The organism is Actinocrinis sp., from assembly GCF_035938995.1.
Taxonomy (GTDB): Bacteria; Actinomycetota; Actinomycetes; order Streptomycetales; family Catenulisporaceae; genus DASZGI01.
Genome location: NZ_DASZGI010000066.1, coordinates 1 through 21,115 on the forward strand (window position 1 = coordinate 1; position 21,115 = coordinate 21,115).

13 protein-coding genes and 1 pseudogene are annotated in these 21,115 nt (G+C 69.1%); 12 read left to right on the top strand and 2 right to left on the bottom strand.

What is annotated here, in order from left to right; genetic code table 11:
* The 10 genes and pseudogenes from VGZ32_RS04285 to VGZ32_RS04330 all read left to right on the top strand — a co-directional run.
* A pseudogene (locus tag VGZ32_RS04285) lies at positions 1-1,104 on the top strand (DNA-directed RNA polymerase subunit beta); the annotation flags it as partial.
* 134 nt (positions 1,105-1,238) lie between these two features.
* Positions 1,239-5,111 (top strand): DNA-directed RNA polymerase subunit beta', encoded by a 3,873-nt coding sequence (locus tag VGZ32_RS04290; protein ID WP_326884484.1) that lies wholly within the window; start codon positions 1,239-1,241, stop codon positions 5,109-5,111.
* Between the two features lie 288 nt (positions 5,112-5,399).
* A complete protein-coding gene (locus VGZ32_RS04295) occupies positions 5,400-5,777 on the top strand; it encodes a DUF4190 domain-containing protein (protein WP_326884485.1) in 378 nt (125 codons plus the stop codon).
* Between the two features lie 102 nt (positions 5,778-5,879).
* Complete coding sequence (locus VGZ32_RS04300) at positions 5,880-7,208, top strand: hypothetical protein (protein WP_326884486.1); 1,329 nt, start codon at positions 5,880-5,882, stop codon at positions 7,206-7,208.
* Positions 7,209-7,765: 557 nt separating this feature from the next.
* Positions 7,766-8,140 carry a 30S ribosomal protein S12 gene (gene rpsL / locus VGZ32_RS04305; protein WP_034266172.1) on the top strand — a complete coding sequence of 125 codons (375 nt, stop codon included), beginning with the start codon at positions 7,766-7,768 and terminating at the stop codon, positions 8,138-8,140.
* Entirely contained in the window at positions 8,140-8,610 is a 471-nt protein-coding gene (rpsG, locus tag VGZ32_RS04310) for a 30S ribosomal protein S7 (protein ID WP_326884487.1), read from the top strand. The genes rpsL and rpsG overlap by 1 nt, the downstream gene beginning before the upstream one ends.
* A gap of 44 nt (positions 8,611-8,654) precedes the next feature.
* Complete coding sequence (fusA, locus tag VGZ32_RS04315; protein WP_326884488.1) at positions 8,655-10,763, top strand: elongation factor G; 2,109 nt, start codon at positions 8,655-8,657, stop codon at positions 10,761-10,763.
* Positions 10,764-10,847: 84 nt separating this feature from the next.
* Entirely contained in the window at positions 10,848-12,041 is a 1,194-nt protein-coding gene (tuf, locus tag VGZ32_RS04320; RefSeq protein WP_326884489.1) for an elongation factor Tu, read from the top strand.
* 343 nt (positions 12,042-12,384) lie between these two features.
* Positions 12,385-13,557, top strand: a complete 1,173-nt coding sequence (locus tag VGZ32_RS04325; protein WP_326884490.1) for an alpha/beta hydrolase — start codon at positions 12,385-12,387, stop codon at positions 13,555-13,557.
* A gap of 60 nt (positions 13,558-13,617) precedes the next feature.
* Positions 13,618-14,619, top strand: coding sequence for a glycoside hydrolase family 26 protein (locus VGZ32_RS04330; RefSeq protein WP_326884491.1), 1,002 nt, complete (start codon positions 13,618-13,620; stop codon positions 14,617-14,619).
* 38 nt (positions 14,620-14,657) lie between these two features.
* Here VGZ32_RS04330 and VGZ32_RS04335 read toward each other — a convergent pair whose 3' ends face one another.
* Together VGZ32_RS04335 and VGZ32_RS04340 are read right to left on the bottom strand one after the other, a co-directional pair.
* A complete protein-coding gene (locus VGZ32_RS04335; RefSeq protein ID WP_326884492.1) occupies positions 14,658-16,544 on the bottom strand; it encodes a hypothetical protein in 1,887 nt (628 codons plus the stop codon).
* Positions 16,545-16,688: 144 nt separating this feature from the next.
* Positions 16,689-18,215 carry a S8 family serine peptidase gene (locus VGZ32_RS04340; RefSeq protein WP_326884493.1) on the bottom strand — a complete coding sequence of 509 codons (1,527 nt, stop codon included), beginning with the start codon at positions 18,213-18,215 and terminating at the stop codon, positions 16,689-16,691.
* Between the two features lie 433 nt (positions 18,216-18,648).
* On the opposite strand from VGZ32_RS04340, the gene VGZ32_RS04345 reads away from it, so the two are divergent.
* Together VGZ32_RS04345 and VGZ32_RS04350 are read left to right on the top strand one after the other, a co-directional pair.
* Positions 18,649-19,971 carry a glycosyltransferase family 2 protein gene (locus VGZ32_RS04345; protein WP_326884494.1) on the top strand — a complete coding sequence of 441 codons (1,323 nt, stop codon included), beginning with the start codon at positions 18,649-18,651 and terminating at the stop codon, positions 19,969-19,971.
* Positions 19,964-21,061: a glycoside hydrolase family 26 protein gene (locus tag VGZ32_RS04350; RefSeq protein WP_326884495.1), complete on the top strand. Its 1,098-nt coding sequence runs from the start codon at positions 19,964-19,966 to the stop codon at positions 21,059-21,061. The genes VGZ32_RS04345 and VGZ32_RS04350 overlap by 8 nt, the downstream gene beginning before the upstream one ends.
* Positions 21,062-21,115 lie beyond the last annotated feature (54 nt).

The window sequence follows — 21,115 nt, forward strand, 5'->3', positions numbered from 1 at the left end:
AAGGGCGAGACCGAGCTCACGCCCGAGGAGCGCCTGCTGAGGGCGATCTTCGGCGAGAAGGCCCGCGAGGTCCGTGACACGTCCCTCAAGGTGCCGCACGGCGAGGAGGGCAAGGTCATCGGCGTCCGGGTGTTCACCCGCGAGGACGGCGACGAGCTGCCGCCCGGCGTCAACGAGCTGGTCCGCGTGTACGTGGCCCAGAAGCGGAAGATCACCGACGGCGACAAGCTGGCGGGCCGCCACGGGAACAAGGGTGTCATCTCCAAGATCCTGCCGGTCGAGGACATGCCGTTCCTCGCCGACGGGACCCCGGTGGACATCGTGCTGAACCCGCTGGGCGTTCCCGGCCGGATGAACGTCGGCCAGGTCCTCGAAACTCACCTCGGGTGGGTCGCGAAGACTGGCTGGCAGGTCAACGGCACGGACGAGGAGTGGAAGGACCGGCTGCGCGCGATCGGCGCCGACTCGAGTGAGCCTGGCACCAACGTGGCCACCCCGGTCTTCGACGGCGCGCACGAGGAGGAGATCACCGGCCTGCTCGGTTCCACGCTGCCGAACAGGGACGGCAACCAGCTGATCGGCTCGACCGGCAAGACCACCCTGTACGACGGGCGCACCGGCGAGCCGTTCAAGGACCCGGTCTCCGTCGGCTACATCTACATCCTCAAGCTGCTGCACCTCGTGGACGACAAGATCCACGCGCGGTCCACCGGCCCGTACTCCATGATCACCCAGCAGCCGCTGGGCGGTAAGGCGCAGTTCGGCGGGCAGCGCTTCGGTGAGATGGAGGTGTGGGCCCTGGAGGCCTACGGCGCCGCCTACGCGCTGCAGGAGCTGCTCACCATCAAGTCCGACGACGTGCTCGGGCGGGTCAAGGTGTACGAGGCCATCGTCAAGGGCGAGAACATCCCCGAGCCGGGCATCCCCGAGTCGTTCAAGGTGCTCATCAAGGAGATGCAGTCGCTCTGCCTGAACGTCGAGGTGCTGTCCTCGGACGGCAACAACATCGAACTGCGCGACACGGATGAGGACGTCTTCCGGGCCGCCGAAGAGCTGGGTATCGACCTGTCCCGGCGCGAGCCGAGCAGCGTCGAAGAAGTCTGAGCGTAGGCCGCCGGGCCGGATCCCGAGGGGGAAATCGGCCCGGTCCGGCGGCCACAAGCTCTCGAGACATGGATTCACTTCGCCGCTGCGGGACTTCCCCCTCGCCGCGGTACGAACCATAAGGATTGACACACGTGCTTGACGTCAACTTCTTCGACGAACTCCGCATCGGCCTCGCGACCGCCGAGGACATCCGCCAGTGGTCCTACGGCGAGGTCAAGAAGCCCGAAACCATCAACTACCGCACCCTCAAGCCCGAGAAGGACGGCCTCTTCTGCGAGAAGATCTTCGGCCCGACCCGGGACTGGGAGTGCTACTGCGGTAAGTACAAGCGGGTCCGGTTCAAGGGCATCATCTGCGAGCGCTGCGGCGTCGAGGTGACCCGGGCCAAGGTGCGGCGCGAGCGGATGGGCCACATCGAGCTGGCCGCTCCGGTCACGCACATCTGGTACTTCAAGGGCGTCCCGTCCCGGCTCGGCTACCTGCTCGACCTGGCGCCGAAGGACCTGGAGAAGGTCATCTACTTCGCCGCCTACATGATCACCTGGGTGGACGACGAGCGGCGCACCCGCGACCTGCCGTCCCTCGAGGCGAAGATCTCGGTGGAGCGCCAGCAGATGGAGCAGCGCCGGGACGCGGAGCTCGAGGCCCGGCAGAAGAAGCTCGAGGAGGACCTCGCGGCCCTGGAGGCCGAGGGGGCCAAGGCGGACCAGCGGCGCAAGGTGCGCGAGTCCGGCGAGCGGGAGATGAAGCAGATCCGCGACCGGGCCCAGCGCGAGCTGGACCGGCTCGACGAGGTCTGGTCCCGGTTCAAGAACCTCAAGGTCCAGGACCTGGAGGGGGACGAGATCCTCTACCGCGAGATGCGGGACCGCTTCGGCCTGTACTTCTCCGGCGGCATGGGCGCGGCGGCCCTCCAGAAGCGTCTGGAGACCTTCGACCTCGACGCCGAGGCCGAGTCGCTGCGCGAGGTCATCCGCACCGGCAAGGGCCAGAAGAAGACCCGCGCCCTCAAGCGGCTCAAGGTCGTCTCGGCGTTCCTGCAGACCAGCAACAGCCCCATGGGCATGGTGCTGGACTGCGTCCCGGTCATCCCGCCGGACCTGCGCCCGATGGTGCAGCTCGACGGTGGCCGGTTCGCCACCTCCGACCTGAACGACCTGTACCGCCGGGTGATCAACCGGAACAACCGGCTCAAGCGGCTGCTCGACCTCGGCGCGCCCGAGATCATCGTGAACAACGAGAAGCGGATGCTCCAGGAGGCCGTGGACGCGCTGTTCGACAACGGCCGCCGCGGACGCCCGGTCACCGGTCCCGGCAACCGGCCGCTCAAGTCGCTGTCCGACATGCTCAAGGGCAAGCAGGGCCGCTTCCGGCAGAACCTGCTGGGCAAGCGCGTCGACTACTCGGCGCGTTCGGTCATCGTCGTCGGCCCGCAGCTCAAGCTACACCAGTGCGGCCTGCCCAAGGCGATGGCGCTGGAGCTGTTCAAGCCGTTCGTGATGAAGCGCCTGGTGGACCTGAACCACGCGCAGAACATCAAGTCGGCCAAGCGCATGGTCGAGCGGGCCCGCTCGGTCGTGTGGGACGTGCTGGAAGAGGTCATCACCGAGCACCCGGTGCTGCTCAACCGCGCGCCCACGCTGCACCGCCTGGGCATCCAGGCCTTCGAGCCGCAGCTGGTCGAGGGCAAGGCGATCCAGATCCACCCGCTGGTGTGCACCGCGTTCAACGCGGACTTCGACGGCGACCAGATGGCCGTGCACCTGCCGCTGTCCGCGGAGGCGCAGGCCGAGGCCCGCATCCTGATGCTGTCCTCGAACAACATCCTGTCGCCGGCCAACGGCCGCCCGATCACCGCGCCGACCCAGGACATGGTCCTCGGCCTGTTCTTCCTGACCATGGACCGGGACGGCGTCATCGGTGAGGGCCGCTCGTTCGGCTCGATCGGCGAGGCGATCATGGCCTTCGACGCCCGCGAGCTCGACCTGCAGGCGCCGATCGACCTGCGGCTGATCGAGGCCGTGCCGCCGCGCGGCTGGGTCGCGCCGGACGACTGGGAGTCGGGCCAGCCCTTCCGGCTGCGCACCACCCTCGGCCGGGCGCTGTTCAACGAGGCCCTGCCGCTGGACTACCCGTACGTCAACGAGTCGGTCTCCAAGAAGCAGCTGTCCAGCATCGTCAACGACCTGGCGGAGCGCTACCCGAAGGTCCAGGTCGCGATGACCCTGGACAACCTGAAGGCGGCGGGCTTCTACTGGGCCACCCGCTCGGGTGTCACCATCGCGATCGAGGACATCGTCGTGCCGCCGACCAAGGGCCAGATCCTGGAGGGCTACGAGGCGAAGGCCGACAAGGTCCAGAAGCAGTACGAGCGCGGTCTGATCACCAAGGACGAGCGGCAGCAGGAGCTGATCTCCATCTGGACCGAGGCGACCAACGAGGTCGCCAAGGCGATGGAGGCCAACTTCCCGCGGCAGAACCCGATCTTCATGATGGTCGACTCGGGCGCCCGCGGAAACTTCATGCAGATGCGGCAGATCGCCGGTATGCGCGGCCTGGTGTCGAACGCGAAGAACGAGACCATCGCCCGCCCGATCAAGGCGTCCTTCCGCGAGGGCCTGACCGTGCTGGAGTACTTCATCTCCACGCACGGCGCGCGCAAGGGCCTGGCGGACACGGCGCTGCGGACCGCCGACTCGGGTTACCTGACCCGGCGTCTGGTGGACGTCTCGCAGGACGTCATCATCCGCGAGGAGGACTGCCAGACCGACCGCGGCATCTCGATGGTCATCGCGCTGCGGACGGCCGACGGCTCGCTGCGGCGCGCCGACGACGTCGAGTCCTCGGTGTACTCGCGCAACCTCGCCGAGGACGTGGCGGTCGAGGGCAAGGTCCTGATCCAGGCCGGCGCGGACCTGGGCGACGTGGCGATCGGCGAGCTGATCAAGCACGGCGTCACCGAGGTCAAGGTCCGCTCGGTGCTGACCTGCGAGTCGAAGGTCGGCACCTGCGCGATGTGCTACGGCCGCTCGCTGGCCACCGGCAAGCTCGTCGATGTCGGCGAGGCGGTCGGCATCATCGCCGCCCAGTCGATCGGCGAGCCCGGCACCCAGCTGACGATGCGCACCTTCCACACCGGTGGTGTGGCGGGCGACGACATCACGCAGGGCCTGCCGCGTGTCATCGAGCTGTTCGAGGCGCGCACCCCGCGCGGTGTCGCCCCGATCGCCGAGGCGGCCGGCGTGGTCAAGATCGAGGACACCGAGCGCACCCGCAAGCTGGTCATCGTGCCGAACGACGGCAGCGAGGAGATCGCCTACCCGGTCTCCAAGCGGTCCCGGCTGCTGGTGAGCGAGGGCGAGGTGGTCACGGTCGGGCAGAAGCTGGTCCAGGGCGCGGCCAACCCGCACGACGTGCTGCGCGTGCTCGGCCAGCGGGCGGTGCAGGTGCACCTGGTCCACGAGGTCCAGAGCGTCTACCGGTCGCAGGGCGTGTCGATCCACGACAAGCACATCGAGATCATCGTCCGGCAGATGCTGCGCCGGGTGACGATCATCGAGACCGGCGACTCGGAGCTGCTGGCCGGCGACCTGGTCGAGCGCGGCAAGTTCGAGGAGGAGAACCGCCGGGTGATCTCCGAGGGCGGCCAGCCGGCCTCGGGCCGTCCGCAGCTGATGGGCATCACGAAGGCCTCGCTGGCCACCGACTCGTGGCTGTCCGCGGCCTCCTTCCAGGAGACCACCCGGGTGCTGACCGACGCCGCGATCCACGGCAAGTCGGACTCGCTGGTCGGCCTGAAGGAGAACGTGATCATCGGCAAGCTGATCCCGGCCGGCACCGGCATGCACCGCTACCGCAACATCAAGGTGGAGCCGACCGAGGAGGCCAAGGCCCAGATGTACTCGCTGGCGGGCTACGACGACCTGGACTACGCGCCGTTCGGCGTGGGTTCGGGCCAGGCCGTCCCGCTAGAGGAGTACGACTTCGGCGGCTACACCGGCTGAGCCTGTCTAAGGCCGCAGCCGCCTAGGTAAGGCAGCGCACGACCACCGCGCCCCCGGCTCCCGCAAGGGACCGGGGGCGCGGTGCGTTGGTTGAGGGGCAGGGCGCGTGGGTGGCGTGCCCCGTTCGGCGGGAAGCTCACGCTCCGGCGCCCTTCGAGGTGGAGATCGACGCCGCGCGGTTCTTCAGGCGAAGCGGATGATCGAAACGGATGATCGAAGCGGGTGGCCGGAGCGGAGCAGTGACTCAGGCGTCGTCCATCCGGCGCCGCGGGGCAGTATGGTCCCCCTGTGAACACCGAGCACGACAACGAACTCGGCAGGCCGCGCTACCAGGCCGGGCCGGGCGGGCAACCGGGGGCGGGCGGCCCCCTGCCTTCCGCGCGCGGCGCCCAGGTCGTGCCCAAGACGGCTCGCACGGCCGTCGGCGCGCTCGCGTTCGCGGCGGTCGGCTGGATGCTTCCGGTGTTTGGCGGCGTGATCGCGATCCGGCGGGGCAGCGCGGCGCTTCGGGAGATCGCGGCGTCCGGCGGCGAGCTGGAAGGCGTGCCGCTGGCGGTGTGGGCGCGGCGCCTGGGCTGGTGCTGGGTGATCGTGTGGTGCGGGATCATCTTCTTCTACGCGGGCGGTCCGCTGATTCAGCTGATCTACAGTTTCCTGATCAAGTGATCGGGGCGGGCGCGGCAGACCCGCGCCGTCGATGGGGAACAATGGTCCGCACGACTGTCGGCGGATCATCGACGATCACTGTGTTCTGACGGAGGCGCCCGGATGACGTTCGGCCACGCAGGCGATTCGGTGGCTGACCGGTACCGCTTGGACCGCCTGGTCGCCGGGACGGCGGATGTCGAGCATTGGGAGGCGTACGACACGCGGCTGGCGCGTGCGGTGGCGCTCCGGCTCGAGCGTGAACCGGGCGAGGCGGATGAGGACGCCGCGGACGAAGGAGCGGCGGGCGAAGCCGGGCCGAGCGGGGCAGCGGAGTCTGAGCCGGAGTCAACGCAGACGCGCATCGCCCGGCTGACTAATCCGCACGTGGCTGCCCTCTACGACATCGGGGTCGTGGGCAGCGGGGCTGAGCGGGTGCGCTACGCAGTCTCCGAATGGTCCGCGGGGCGCACGCTCGGCCATCTGATGGAGACCGGCCCGCAGCCCTGGACGCGCGTCGCGGACTGGGGACGGCAGACGAGCGCCGGTCTCGCCGCGCTGCACGCGATCGGGGTCGCGCATGGGGCGCTGGGCCCCGACAGCCTCGCGGTCTTCGACGACAGGCGCGTCAAGATCATGGGCGCCGGGCTCGAACACGCCGTGGGCGGCGGCGATGCGGCGGCGGTGGCCGTCGCCGCCGCGGACGACGTCCGCGCGCTCGGCGAACTCATGTGGCGGGCGGTCGCGGGTACCGCGGCGGATGCGGAGCGCCGACTGGATACCGAGCCGCTGCGCGAAGCGGGAATGCCGCCGGTCCTCATCGAGCTCTTGGGCGAGATGCTGGCCGACGACCCGGCCGCGCGCCCGACGGCGGCCGCGGTCGAGGAGCGGATCGCCCCGCTGGTCCCGATCGAGCGCGCGGCTGATCGCGAAGCCGAGCCCAGCACGATGCCGCTCGTGGTCCCGCCGACGGAATTCGGCACGCGGACGGACATAGCGGTGCGGGATTACCCGACCACCCCCATCCACCGTGGATCTCCCGCACAAGCCTCCAAACGGCGCTCCGCAGGGCTGCTCGTCGGCCTCGCGCTTCTGCTCGCAGCGGTCGGGGCCGCGGTGGGCCTCATCATCGCCAACAACGTCGGCCGTACCACCGCCCCGCCGCCGCCGAACGTGACCGTAAGCGGCTCGGCGGGCACCATCAATCTTCCGACGCCCACCGCACCCACCAGCAGCGCGCCCCCGACGACCGCGACCAGTGCCCCGCACACGTCCACCGCCGCGACGTCGGCGCCGCCGTCCAGCCCGTCGGCGACGGCGAGCCCCAGCGCGAGTTCGAGCCCGAGTTCCAGCGCTGCATCGAGTCCGGCCGGTCCCGCGTCGGCGTCCGGCACGGCGATCGGAGGTCCCCCTGGCGGCCCGGGGTCGCCCACCACAGTGGCCACCAAGTGACGCCGGTCCCACCTTTACGGTGTAGGCGCAGCCGCCCTTGGCCGGCCCTGGCTCCTTCGTGACACCACCGTACTAACCACTAACCCTGCGACCCCACACATTCCCTGATTCGTAAGGGGCCGTTGGGGATAAGCGTTTTTGCCCACACATCCGGCCATGAGAGAATAGATGAACGGTGCGTGCGAGCGCCGGTGCCGTGCATTCTGTCGGAACGATGGCCGTTTTGACCGGAGGCATGGCCCGTCGGTACGCTCTCACCTTGTGCCTGGGGTTTCCCCGGCTACCCGTGCGCGCGCATATCACGGCTTGCCGCCGTGGGCTCCGCGGCCCGTCCTCAACTGGGACCGCACGGAGGCTCTCACGGGCGGAGCGACCCACGAAAGTCGGGTCAGGCCCGTTGGAGCAAGCCGCGACACACCCGACCTCGTGGGTCGGAGAAACCGGACAGTCCCGGGCACGGCAACCATATTTCGCCAGAGGACGCCTGGCCGCCGCCCCGCCCGAGAGGGCGCGGCGCCCCGGCCGAAGGCTTGGCACGATCGGAAGACGGAGAAGCAGTGCCCACGATCCAGCAGTTGGTCCGCAAGGGCCGGCAGGACAAGGTCTCCAAGACCAAGACTCCTGCGCTCAAGGGCAGCCCGCAGCGGCGCGGTGTGTGCACCCGCGTCTACACCACCACCCCGAAGAAGCCGAACTCGGCCCTGCGCAAGGTCGCCCGCGTGCGCCTGTCCAGCGGCATCGAGGTCACGGCCTACATCCCGGGGGTCGGCCACAACCTGCAGGAGCACTCGATCGTGCTCGTGCGCGGCGGCCGAGTCAAGGACCTTCCCGGCGTGCGCTACAAGATCATCCGCGGCTCGCTGGACACCCAGGGTGTCAAGAACCGCAAGCAGGCTCGTAGCCGCTACGGCGCCAAGAAGGAGAAGAAGTAATGCCTCGCAAGGGCCCGGCCCCGAAGCACCCGGTCGTCATCGACCCGGTCTACAACTCTCCGCTGGTGACCCAGCTGGTGAACAAGGTACTGCTCGACGGCAAGCGCTCCACCGCCGAGCGCATCGTCTACGGCGCCCTCGAGGGCTGCCGCGAGAAGACCGGAACCGACCCGGTCATCACGCTCAAGCGCGCCCTGGAGAACGTCAAGCCGGCCATCGAGGTCAAGTCCCGCCGGGTCGGCGGCGCGACCTACCAGGTCCCGGTCGAGGTCCGGGCCGGCCGGTCGAACACCCTGGCGCTGCGCTGGCTGGTCACCTACTCGCGCGCCCGCCGCGAGAAGACGATGACCGAGCGGCTGATGAACGAGCTTCTGGACGCTTCCAACGGTCTGGGCGCCTCCGTGAAACGACGCGAGGACACCCACAAGATGGCCGAGGCCAACAAGGCCTTCGCGCACTACCGCTGGTAAGCCGGTAGCAACCCTTTCCGACTCGCGAAAGTAGACGAGCCACCATGGCCACGAACGCCGCGCTCGACCTCGCCAAGGTCCGAAACATCGGCATCATGGCGCACATCGACGCCGGAAAGACCACCACGACCGAGCGCATCCTGTACTACACCGGGATGAGCTACAAGATCGGCGAGGTCCACGACGGCGCCGCCACCACCGACTGGATGGAGCAGGAGCAGGAGCGGGGGATCACCATCACCTCCGCCGCCGTCACCTGCCACTGGAAGACGGACGACGTCGACCACACCATCAACATCATCGACACCCCCGGCCACGTGGACTTCACCGTCGAGGTCGAGCGGTCGCTGCGCGTCCTCGACGGCGCCGTCGCGGTCTTCGATGGCGTGGCCGGCGTGGAGCCGCAGTCCGAGACGGTCTGGAACCAGGCCAACCGGTACGGCGTGCCCCGCATCTGCTTCGTGAACAAGCTGGACCGCACCGGCGCGGAGTTCCACCGCTGCGTGGACATGATCGTCTCCCGGCTCAACGCCGTGCCGCTGGTCATGCAGCTGCCGATCGGCGCCGAGGCCGACTTCAAGGGCGTCATCGACCTGGTCACCATGCAGGCCCTGGTCTGGAACCCCGAGGCGAAGCTCGGCGAGATGTACGACACCGTCGACATCCCGGCGACGCACACCGAGGCGGCCCAGGAGTGGCGCGACCGGCTGGTCGAGACCTCCGCCGAGGCCGACGAGGAGCTGATGGAGCTGTACCTGGAGGGCACCGAGCCCACCATCGAGCAGCTCTACGCGGGCATCCGCCGGGCCACCCTGGCCTCCGCGATCACCCCGGTCTTCTGCGGCACCGCGTTCAAGAACAAGGGCGTGCAGCCGCTGCTCGACGCGATCGTGCGGTACCTGCCGTCGCCGCTGGACGTCGAGGCGATCGACGGCCACGCGGTCGGCGACGAGGAGACCGTCATCCACCGCCACCCGTCCGAGGACGAGCCGCTCTCGGCGCTGGCGTTCAAGATCATGAGCGACCCGCACCTGGGCAAGCTCACCTTCGTCCGGGTCTACTCCGGCCGGCTCGAGTCGGGTTCGCAGGTGCTGAACTCGGTCAAGGGCCGCAAGGAGCGGATCGGCAAGATCTACCGGATGCACGCGAACAAGCGCGAGGAGATCCCGTTCGTCGTCGCGGGCGACATCGTCGCGGTGATGGGCCTGAAGGACACCACCACCGGCGAGACCCTGTGCGACCCGGCGAACCCGGTGATCCTGGAGTCGATGAACTTCCCGGCCCCGGTCATCTCGGTGGCCATCGAGCCGAAGACCAAGAGCGACCAGGAGAGGCTCGGCACCGCGATCCAGCGGCTCGCCGAGGAGGACCCGTCGTTCCAGGTCCGCACGGACGAGGAGACCGGGCAGACCATCATCTCCGGGATGGGCGAACTGCACCTGGAGATCCTGGTCGACCGGATGCGCCGCGAGTTCAGGGTCGAGGCCAACGTCGGCAAGCCGCAGGTCGCCTACCGGGAGACCATCCGGCGCGAGGTCGCGAAGGTCGAGTACACGCACAAGAAGCAGACCGGCGGTTCGGGCCAGTACGCGCGCGTCATCATCGGCATCGAGCCGATCGAGGGCGGCGAGGGGTACGAGTTCGTCAACGCCGTCACCGGCGGCCGCATCCCGCGGGAGTACATCCCGTCGGTGGACGCGGGCTGCCAGGAGGCGATGGAGTTCGGCGTGCTCGCCGGCTATCCGCTGGTCGGCGTGAAGGTCACCCTGCAGGACGGCGCGTACCACGAGGTGGACTCCTCGGAGCTCGCGTTCAAGATCGCCGGTTCGATGGCGTTCAAGGAGGCGGCCCGCAAGGCCGACCCGGCGCTGCTCGAGCCGATGATGGCGGTCGAGGTCACCACCCCGGAGGACTACCTGGGCGACGTGATCGGCGACCTGAACTCCCGCCGTGGCCAGATCCAGGCCATGGAGGAGCGGTTCGGCTCCCGGGTCGTCAAGGCCCTGGTTCCGCTGTCGGAGATGTTCGGCTACGTCGGCGACCTGCGGTCGAAGACCTCGGGCCGGGCCTCCTACAGCATGCAGTTCGACTCTTACGCCGAGGTTCCCCGGAGCATCGCGGAAGAGATCATCAAGAAGGCGCGCGGCGAGTAGCCCAAGCCGATCCACCTATCCAGTACGCCGCATGGGTGGGCAACCAGTTCACCCAGGCACCGCACCAGTCCACAGGAGGACACCGTGGCGAAGGCGAAGTTCGAGCGGACTAAGCCGCACGTCAACATCGGCACCATCGGTCACATCGACCACGGCAAGACCACGCTCACCGCGGCCATCACCAAGGTGCTGCACGACAAGTACCCGACGCTCAACCAGGCCTCCGCGTTCGACCAGATCGACAAGGCCCCGGAAGAGCGCCAGCGCGGTATCACCATCTCCATCGCGCACGTCGAGTACCAGACCGAGAAGCGCCACTACGCGCACGTGGACTGCCCCGGTCACGCGGACTACATCAAGAACATGATCACCGGTGCCGCCCAGATGGACGGCGCGATCCTGGTGGTCGCCGCCACCGACGGCCCGATGCCGCAGACCAAGGAGCACGTGCTGCTGGCCCGCCAGGTCGGCGTCCCGTACATCGTGGTCGCGCTGAACAAGACCGACATGGTGGACGACGAGGAGATCCTCGAGCTGGTCGAGCTCGAGGTCCGCGAGCTGCTCTCCGAGTACGAGTTCCCGGGCGACGACCTGCCGGTCGTGCGCGTCTCGGCGCTCAAGGCGCTCGAGGGCAACGCCGAGTGGAGCGAGAAGCTGCTCGGCCTGCTCGACGCGGTCGACGAGTTCATCCCGCAGCCGGAGCGCGAGATCGACAAGCCGTTCCTGATGCCGATCGAGGACGTCTTCACGATCACCGGCCGCGGCACGGTCGTCACCGGCCGGATCGAGCGCGGCGTCGTCAAGGTCAACGAGACCGTCGACATCGTCGGTATCAAGGAGGCCAAGCAGACCACCACCGTCACCGGTGTGGAGATGTTCCGCAAGCTGCTCGACGAGGGCCAGGCGGGCGAGAACGTCGGCCTGCTGCTGCGCGGCACCAAGCGCGACGACGTGGAGCGCGGCCAGGTCGTGGTCAAGCCCGGCTCGATCACCCCGCACACCGACTTCGAGGGCCAGGTCTACATCCTGTCCAAGGACGAGGGCGGTCGGCACACGCCGTTCTTCAACAACTACCGTCCGCAGTTCTACTTCCGGACGACCGACGTGACCGGCGTGGTGACCCTCCCCGAGGGCACCGAGATGGTCATGCCGGGCGACAACACCGAGATGAAGGTCGCGCTGATCCAGCCGATCGCCATGGAGGAGGGCCTGCGCTTCGCCATCCGCGAGGGCGGCCGCACCGTCGGCGCCGGCCGGGTCACCAAGATCGTCAAGTAACACGGTCACTGGCGCCGACGGGCGGGCCGCCCTCTATTGAGCACAGCGCGGTCGCACCGTCGGCGCCGGCCGGGTGACGAAGATCGTCAAGTAGTGCGCCGGTAGTATCGCAGCACCCTGCACCAAGCCGCCGCCCGGGACTCCACGCGAGTCCCGGGCGGCAGTTTTTCGTGTCCGCCGGGGCAACCCGCCCGACGTCCGGGTGCGTTCCCGGGCATACTTGTCGCAGCGGGCAACCGGGGACGCGCACCGCGGCGTCCTACGGCGCGCAGGGGGACGGGTGTGAGGCGCGTGGAGAGTACCGGACCCGATCAACTCAGGGCTCGATGAAGGTGGACCACGCATGCTCAGCCTCGACGGCGCGCCTTTCCTCACGCTGCTGGCGATTCTGACGCTCGCTCTGGTCGCGGTGGTCGTCTGGCTGTGGCCGAGGCTCGGGCGCAACGCCGTCAAGCCGGTCGCCGGTCGCGTCGGGCTGTTCATGGTGGCGCAGCTGTCCGCGCTCGCCCTGTTCGCCGCGCTGGTCAACGCTCATTTCGAGTTCTACGCCTCCTGGAGCGATCTGTTCGGCACGCTCCACCCGCAGAACACGATCACGATGGCACAGGCGCCCTCCGCCGCGTCGGTGGGCGGGAACGTGTCGGGTGTGACGGGGTCCGGCGCGAAGTCCTCCGTGCTCACCGTCGACGGCAAGGGTGGCGCAGCGCTGCTGGGCGGCTCGGACCCGCAGAAGTACGGCCAGATCCAATACGACCGCATCCAGGGTCTGCGTTCCGGTCTCGTTCAGAACGTCGAGGTCTACCTGCCGCCGCAGTACTTCCAGCCCCAGTACAAGGACGCGCGGTTCCCGGTCGCCCTGGTGCCGTCGGGGTTCCCCGGTTCCGCCGACGAGATGTCCACCCGGCTGCGCTTCCCGGCGCGGCTGCTCGAAGGTCTCAACGACGGCACGGACCGGCCGGTCATCCTCATCATGCTGACACCCATGATCGTCTCCGGGCGCGACACCGAGTGCACCGATGTGCCCGGCGGCCCGCAGGCGCTCACGTTCTGGGTCCAGGACATCCCCACCGCCGTCGAGGGCGTCTACCGGATCCAGTCCTCCCCGAAGGCTTGGGGCGTGGTGGGCGACTCGACCGGCGGCTACTGCGCCGTCAAGATCCCGATGATGTATTCGGACCACTTCAGCGCCGGAGCCTCCATATCCGGGTACTTCGGCGCGCTGCAGGACAGCACCACCGGCACCCTGTACGGCAACAGCCAGGACGTGCGCAACGAGAACGACCTGATGTGGCGCATCCAGCACCTGCCCCCGCCGCCGGTCTCCCTCTTCCTGACCGCGAGCAAGCAGGGCGACGAGAACTACGCCCCCACGATGCAGTTCGTCGGCCTGGCCAAGTCCCCGATGGCCGTCACCACCGACATCTCGGATATCGGCGGCCACAATTTCAACACCTGGTACAACGCGGTGCCCGACGCGCTCAAATGGCTCACCCAGATCCTGAGCCCGGCCAAGTGATGCAGAGCCGCCCGCGGCCCGAGTCGGCTTGAGAGGCGGGCGATGGGGAGAATTCTCGCGATGCCCGATCATCGACTCCGCTTGTACGCGGTGCTGGCGGCCGTGCTCGTGCTCATCGTCGGCCTCGGCTGTGTCGTGGCGTTCCGGCAGCCGGGAGCCGCCGCGGCGAGGACGCCCCTGATCGCGGCGACGCAGAGTGCTGCGAGCGGTGCCGGGGAGCCGCCCGCCGTGCCCGGAACCGGCAAGTACTACCTCGGGGTGTCATCGGATCCTGACACCCTTTCCGACTTCGACAACGCCGCGGCGCTCAAGCAGCCCGGCATCCTCGGGGGCTACGTCGCGCACGAGGGCGAGCTGCGCGACATCATCGAGAACTCCTATCACCTGGCCGGCACGATCCCGATGGTCTCCTGGGGCGTGGACTTCACCGGCGGCACCGTGGTGTCGGGCGCGAAGGACGCCTACCTCGAGCGCCAGGCGCAGGAGGTCATCGCCTACGGCAAGCCGGTGTTCATCCGGCTCGACTGGGAGATGAACGGCTCCTGGTACGAGCAGTGGGGCAGCGGTCACGTCGCGCCCGCGGATTACATCGCCGCCTGGCGGCACATCAGGCAGATCTTCTGGGCCGCCGGCGCGACGAACGCGGCCTTCGTCTGGTGTCCTAACGTCGGGCAGCCGAGCGGCACCGCGTCGCAGCAGTGGTATCCCGGCGACAGTTACGTCGACTGGATCGGCGTCGACGCGTATCCGCAGTCGAACGGGGCCTCTTCGCTCCTCTACGGCCCCGACGGGCTGGACGCGATGGCGAACTTCGCGGCGCTCCGGGGCAAGCCCACGATGATGGCCGAATGGGCGCCGACCGAGCCGGACGTCCCGCAGCCCTTCGACCTCGTATTCGCCTGGGCGCAGCGGCACCCCGACACAGTCAAGGCCTTGGTCTACTTCAACTACGGGTCCGCGCAGAACGACCATTTCCTGACCGACCATCCGGTGGGCGCGGCCGAGTACCGCAGCCTCATCGCGAAGAACCGGGCCAAGATCTACGGACCCGGGCTCTCCTGACGCGGGATCGCGCCGCGCGAGGGCAGGGGAGGCGCGGCTCAGCCGCTGATCCGCCAGGTCCAGACGCCGCCGATCAGCTGGCCCTGGCCGAGTATCGAGTTCAGCGCCTTCTTGTCCTGCGAGGCGTGCGGCGACGAGGGCAGCACGGCCACGCACTGGACGCCCCAGTACGTCAGGTCCTTCGCGGCCTGGGCGCGCACGGCGCTGGTGATCGGTGGGATCGTGCCGGTCTTGTCGATCTTGTCCAGCAGGGACGCGGTCTTCGTCGGGTTGGGCCCGTACTGGGCGACGCCGGTCTTGCCGGGCACGAATGCGTTGGTCCCGGGCACCGAGAACGCCGCTCCGCTGTAACCGACCCACCGCATGGTCTCGCGGTTCGCATCCGAGGCGATCGGCACCGTCAGCATCGTGCGGCCGCGGTCCACGCACTGCGACCACAGGCCGTCGGCAATGAACGCGGGCAGGTGGGCGCGGTCGGTGGTGCCGATCGGCGTGGGGATGAGCGGTACCAGCGCGGCGGCCGCCGCGACCCAGGCGCCGATGCGGGCAGGCCGGGGCGACGTCCGCCCCACCAGCCGCTGGACCGCGCCGAACACGACGAACACGATGAGTGGGACGACCGCGAGGGCGACGCGCTCCGGCAGTGCGTCCTTGACGACGGGCAGCGATTCGACGTAGTACCACAGACCCTTGATGCCGGCTGCCGAGCGGCCGTACTTCGGCTGCGGACCGAACGAGAGCCCGATCGCCACCAGGGCCGTCAAAGTGGCCGCACGCGCCGCGGCGTTGCGGATGCGGAAGATCGCCGCCACGACGAAAAGCGCGAGCAGGGGCCAGCCCAGCAGCGCGCCCTGTTCCGTGGCGGTGACGCCGAGGCCGCTCGGCACCGATCCGCCCCCGGCCAGCGACTGCGCCGGGAAGGCCAGGTACGACTTGATGTTCGCGGCGTGGGTGAGCGGTGAGTCGGGGATCGCCGTGTACGACTGCGGGCCCTTGAACTGGAACCACAGCGGGTAGGCGACGATCGCGCCGGCGACGACGGCCGCGATCCCGGCTCCGCCGCCCAGGCCGGGCAGCGCCGCCCGCGCGGCGGCCGGCTTCTGGACGGCGAACAGCACCAGGAACAGGACCAGCGCCACCGCGGTGATCAGCGCGATCTCCTCGCTCAGGAAGACCTGCCCCGCGATCAGCAGGCCGAGGATCACGCCGTCGCGTCGCCAGTCGCGTCGCTCGCACAAGCGCAGCACCCGGTCGACGATCAGCGGAGCCAGCCACTGCGCCGACAGGTTGGGGTGCCCGATCGAGTGGGAGATCAATCCCGGCCCGAAGCCGCAGACCAGTCCGGCGACCCAGGCCACCACCGGGGAGATCCCGGTGCGGCCCGCCTGCGTCGGTGCGGCCCGGCGCCCGCGGCGACCGCGGCCCTGGGCCGGAATCGCCGCCTCCGGCTCACCGGCGGACGGAAGGCGGCGGCTGAAGAACCAGCGCCACGCCGCTGCGGTCCCGACGAGGTTGCCGACCAGGATCACGGCGAGGGTCAGCGGCGCGCCGAACAGCAGGGTCAGCGGCGTCAGCGGCACGCCGAGGAGCAAGATGCCGTTGTTCGCCATCAGGTTGACCCCGTTGGGAGCGTTCATGCTCCCGGCGAACAGCGGGTTGTGGAAACCCTTGACCGCGTCCGCGGTGCTGCTCAGAACCCATTCGAAGAAGTACTGGTCGCCCATGTTGTGGGTCAGATGTACTGCGGAGGGATGGTAGATGGTCGACCAGAAGACCGTGATCGCGGGGATCAGATACAGCAGCCACGGCCACGAGGCGCGCCACCACGAGCGCAGGTCCGTCTTCGCGTCCCAGCCGAACGGGGCGCCGTCGATCGCGAGCGGATCCTGTTCATCGAGGTTATCGAGGTTGAGGTCGCTGGACACGGAGCGCTCCTTCGAGGTGTCCGCGGCGTGCCGTCCGCGGCCGCCTGCGCGCGTCGTAGCGGGAGATGGGGCAGGGGTGGGCCGCCGCGTGGCGAGCACGCGCGTGGGCGGTGCCGGGCGCGCGCCGGCCTCCGCGCCCCGCCGTCATTCGTTCTCTTCCCGCACCGGGGCGCGGGAGCCCTCCGAGTCGTCCGCCGGTGCGGCCGGCTCGGGCTGGGGCTCGGCGGCCAGACCCCATTCGCCCATGTACTCGGGCGGCAACTGCGGGGTCTGCGAAGGCTGGGGCTGCTGCTGCCAGCCCCCTGCGGGCGGCGGCACGGCCGCGTGCTCACCCGAGGTGTGGAGCTGCTCGTGAGCGGGCGCGGCGTACTGCTGCTCCGGAGCCGGGTAAGGCTGCTGCTGTGGCTGTTCGCCCTCGTACCACTGCGGCGCGGATTGCGGAACCTGCGCCCAATTCTGACCGCCGCCGTAAGCGTCAGGGTTGATCGTCGCCGTCGGCTGCACGTAGAGCTGCCCCGCGCCGTACCCGGGATCGTTGAGGTAGTTGCGCGGGTGACGGCGCCGGAAGAAGAGCCAGCCGAGCAGCGCGCCGCCGAGGACGACCACCGCGCCGACGATGCCGAGAATGAGGGGCAGCGACGACCCGGATGATCCGGACGACGAGGAGGACGAACCGGGGGCCGCGTGCGTCGCCGGCGGCTGCGGAGGCGGGGCGGCCGAGGGGGTGCCCAGTGGGTTGTCGGTCTGCTGCGGCGCGGCCGCGTTGACTGCGGCGAGCGGGTCGATGATGCCGTATCCGACGTTGTTGTCCTTGCGCGAGCCGTCGGCGTTGCCGCCCGAGGTGTGCCCGAGCATGTCCCGGATGACCTGGCCCTGGGTCCACGACGGGTGGACCGAGAAGATCAGCGCGGCCTCGGCGGCCGTCAGCGCGGCGGCGTAGTGGCTGCTGGAGAAGACGGTGACTCCGGACTTGGTCGGCACCAGGAGGTTCTTGGACGGTGCGCCGAGGTCGACCTCCGATCCGGTGGAGGACTCCGGCGAACTCTTGCCGTTCTGGTCGGTGCCGGCGACGCAGACCACGCCTGCTATGCCGCACACCGGGTCGACCGAGTTGTCGGTGCTGCCGTTGTTGCCGGAGGGCGAGATGACGACGTCGTCGTGGGTGATGGCGTACCGGACCGCTTGGACGAGGTCGTCCTGGACGGTGGTGACCGTGGAGAGGACGAGGACCACCTTCGCGCCGTGGTCGACGGCGTACCGCACGCCCCGCGCCGTCTGCGCCGAATCCGGATTCTTCTCGTCCGCCGTCTGTACCCTGACCGGCATGATCTTCGCGGACGGGGCCAGCCCGGTCAGCCCGGCGCCGCCGTCGCCGCCGATGAGCGTCGCCACCCGGGTTCCGTCGTAACCGGTTGCCACGTCGTCGGTGTCCGTGCCCGGAGTCGTTCCGGACACGTCGGCCCCGGGGATCAGCGCCTGCGCCACGGCGCTCTGCTTCGGGTCGACCCCGGTGCCCACGAGGGCCACTGTCACGCCGGCCCCGGTCGCGGCCTTGTGCAGGTCCGGGTAGTGGAAGTCGACCAGGTACCACTCCGAGCCCGGCGTATCCGCCGCGGCGAGTCCGCCTCCCGCGGCGACGAGTGCGAAGCCGAGGGCGCACGCGGCGGCCATACCTGACCGGTGACGGCGGCGGCCGCGAACGACGTCGGGCCCCCGCCCACCCATTGCCGACATTCCCACTCTCTCCATCGCGTTGAGCGCCAAGTATCGGTAAAGACCGCGCCTGGAAGCGTAGCGGACGGTCGCAGGTAAGGGCAGGTGGGTGCCGCAGAGCGCGGGTGTGAAGCCGAGGCGCTTTGCCCGACCGATCACCAGCTTGCCCGACCGGTCACGAGTTCGTGACAATGTGCGCCATCTGCGATGCGCGGGGTTTGGCGGCCCACCCGCCCACGGATAAAGTCGTCCGGGTCGTCAGAGCGCCGGACGGAGCTGCCAGGAGCGCGTTTCGGGGCGGAACGTCGCAGCGTCACCGGGGCTCTGGAGGAACCTGCCGACAGCTGCCCGTCCGGAGCCGCTCGGCGACGCCACGGCTGAATGGTCAACAGTGCTCGCATATCTGCTCGAGTTGCGCAATTGGTGGACGCGCGGGGAGTTTTATCCGTTCGCCGCGTTCATGACCATCGTCTGGGTGCTGTGGGTCATCCGCCTCGTCCTGCTGCGCCGCTATACCCCCTGGCGCCGCGCCTTCGACATCACCACCTCAGTGGTCATACCCGTCGCGGACGAGCCGGCCGAATTGTTCCGCGAGGTGCTCCAGCGCATCGCCAAGCAGGACCCCACCGAAGCCATCGTGGTCATCAACGGCCCGCGCAACGAACCCCTGGAAGAAGTCTGCGACGACTGCGGGGTGCGCTGGTTCTGGACCGACCGGGCCGGAAAGCGCAACGCGGTGCGGATCGGGGTGGAGGCGGCGGCCGGCGAGATCATCGTCCTGGTCGACTCGGACACCATCTGGACCGACCGCACCCTGTCCGAGCTGGTCAAGCCCTTTCGCAACCCGCAGATCGGCGGGGTCACCACGCGCCAGCGCATCCTCAATCCGCACCGGTCGGTGCTCACCCGCTGGGCGGACTGGCTTGAGAGCGTGCGCTGCGAGTACTCGATGCCCGCGATGAGCGTGATCGGCACCGTCGGCTGCCTGCCCGGCCGGACCATCGCCTTTCGCCGCAAGATCCTGGTCGAGTGCATGGACCGGTTCCTGACCGAGAAGTTCCTCGGCGTCTTCATCGAGGTCAGCGATGACCGCACGCTGACCAACTACACCCTGATGGCGGGGTACAAGACGGTCTACCAGTCGACGTCGCTCGTCTACACCGACGCCCCGACCAAGCTGTCGAAGCTGGTGCGCCAGCAGTACCGGTGGGCGCGCGGCTCGCAGTACAACACACTGCGCATGATGCCCTGGATGGTGCGCGAGGCCCGATTCCTCGCGCTCTTCTACGCCGTCGACATCCTGGTGCCGTTCGTCCTGCTCGGCACCTTCGCCGCCTGGCTGGACGTCATGCTGACCCACCACGCGCGCCCGGAGATCTACGGCCAGCTCCCGCTGCCCGCCCAGCCGGCGAAGTCGCTGGGTGTGATCTTCATCAGCGCCCTCGGGCTCTCCCTGGTGTCGGTCTCCCTGCGCTTCGGACGGCACTTCGCCTACCGGCCGCGGGATCTGCTCTACCTGCCGATCTTCATGGTGATCAACACCTGTGTCCTGCTGCCGGTGCGCATGGTCGGCTTCTTCCGCTGCGCGCACAACGCGAGCTGGGGCACCCGCGAGGAGGCGTTCGCCGGGGAGCGGACGCGCAGCCCGCTCGTCCTCATCCCCTACCTGCTCGGAGCGATCATGTTGACCGTGTCGGTGATGGCGAGTGGCTAGCCGGCGCCGCTCGAGCCGCGCCCGGCTGCGGGTCTGGACCAGCGTGAACCTGCTCATCCTGGTGGTGTTCACCGCATGGTTGTTCGCCGCGGTGCAGCGGTCGCAGGCGGGAGGCTCGGCCGCGGGCGCCGGGATCAAGCTCGCGTCCGGCGCGGGCGGCGCCACGAACGGTCCTTCGGCGCCGCAGATACCCACGAAGGCCCAGGTTCTGGCCTCGGCCGGCCAGTACTTCGGCATTTCGGCCCCGGACGCGCCCTGGTCGGCCGGCGCGGTGAGCAGGATCGGCACGACCGCGGGCGTGCAGCCGAATATGGTCGAGTACTTCGTCAACTGGTCGCAGGCCTACTCGGTGGTGCCGGTGAAGGCGGCCTACGCGGAGCACGCCCTGCCGGTGCTCACCTGGGAGCCGTTCGCGGGCGGCACGGCGCGCAACACCAATGTCAAGTCGCCGCAGTACGCGCTGAGCACGATCATCAACGGCCTGCACGACACGTACATCATGCAGTTCGCCACGGCGGTGCGGGATGCGAAGTACCCGATCGCGATCCGCTTCGCGCACGAGATGAACGGCGACTGGTACCCGTGGTCCGAGGGGGTCAACGGCAACACCTCGACCCAGTTCGCCCAGGCCTGGCACCACGTCTTCAACATCTTCAAGCAGGTCGGGGCCACCAACGTGATCTGGATCTGGGCGCCCAACGTGGTGCGCGGAGCGCAGAGCATCAGCCTCAAGGAGCTGTACCCGGGCGACGACTACGTGGACTGGATCGGCCTGTCCGCCTACGACGTCACCGAGAGCACCACGGCGAAGCTGATCAACCCGACCATGGGCCAGATCCGCAAGTTCACCGCCAAGCCGCTGCTCATCACCGAGATCGGCAGTCAGCCGAGCCCGACCAAGACCTCGTGGACCGAAGACTTCCTCTCCTGGCTGCCGAAGCAGTCGGACGTGCTGGGCTTCGTCTGGTTCGAGTACACCCAGGCGCAGGGGGCCGGCACGAACTGGGGCTTCGACGCCGATCCGAACACCCTCGCGGCGTTCCGCCAGGGCATCAAAACCGTGAAGCTGGCGGCGGTGCCGGCGTCCTGAGGGGCTGATGTCCTAAGACCATCAGCGTTCCGGCGGGTCTGCTGTGCACCCGCA

Coding starts and splice junctions, on each gene's coding strand:
- VGZ32_RS04300 (WP_326884486.1), top strand. CDS start 5,880: ATGACGTTCGGCCACGCAGGCGATTCGGTGGCTGACCGGTACCGCTTG.
- rpsG (WP_326884487.1), top strand. CDS start 8,140: ATGCCTCGCAAGGGCCCGGCCCCGAAGCACCCGGTCGTCATCGACCCG.
- fusA (WP_326884488.1), top strand. CDS start 8,655: ATGGCCACGAACGCCGCGCTCGACCTCGCCAAGGTCCGAAACATCGGC.
- VGZ32_RS04325 (WP_326884490.1), top strand. CDS start 12,385: ATGCTCAGCCTCGACGGCGCGCCTTTCCTCACGCTGCTGGCGATTCTG.
- VGZ32_RS04330 (WP_326884491.1), top strand. CDS start 13,618: ATGCCCGATCATCGACTCCGCTTGTACGCGGTGCTGGCGGCCGTGCTC.
- VGZ32_RS04340 (WP_326884493.1), bottom strand. CDS start 18,215: ATGGCCGCCGCGTGCGCCCTCGGCTTCGCACTCGTCGCCGCGGGAGGC.